This window comes from Kitasatospora sp. SC0581, assembly GCF_048159585.1.
In the GTDB taxonomy this organism is placed as follows: Bacteria; Actinomycetota; Actinomycetes; order Streptomycetales; family Streptomycetaceae; genus Kitasatospora.
Genome location: NZ_JBLRWA010000137.1, coordinates 1 through 456, shown reverse-complemented (window position 1 = coordinate 456; position 456 = coordinate 1). Strand labels below are relative to the sequence as shown.

Genomic DNA, 456 nt, shown 5'->3' with positions numbered 1-456 from the left:
GGTTGTGGTGCCGACCTGGATGACTTACTTGTGCTGCAGGACAGGCAGCAATTTGAGCTGCTTATGGACCGGCATTTCGCCTATTTCATGTAGGAACATTATGCCGACGTCCGAGTGCTTTAAGTATCCTTCTTTTCCGTTTTTTTCCGCACCTGTAAAGGCGCCTTTGACATATCCGAACAACTCGCTTTCCAGCAAAGTTTCCGGAATCGCGCCGCAGTTTAATTTTAAAAACGGTTTTTCCGACCTTTTCCCGAATTGGTGGACCGCCTGGGCGATAACTTCTTTTCCGACGCCCGATTCGCAGGACAGTAAAACAGTGGACGAAAATTCGGCGATTTTTTTTACCTGGTGCATGATTTTTTCCATTTTCGGGCTGCAATAAATCAATTTTTTCAAAAACCGGACTTTGCTTTTGAACTGGTCGAGCTCTTTTTTGTAGCGGGCCGAAATTTC

Annotated in this window: 1 protein-coding gene; it reads right to left on the bottom strand. The window is 45.8% G+C overall.

What is annotated here, in order from left to right:
- Nucleotides 1-24 precede the first annotated feature (24 nt).
- Nucleotides 25-456: sigma 54-interacting transcriptional regulator (locus tag ACLWS4_RS37460; protein WP_416876495.1), on the bottom strand; the 432-nt coding region annotated here is incomplete at its 5' end.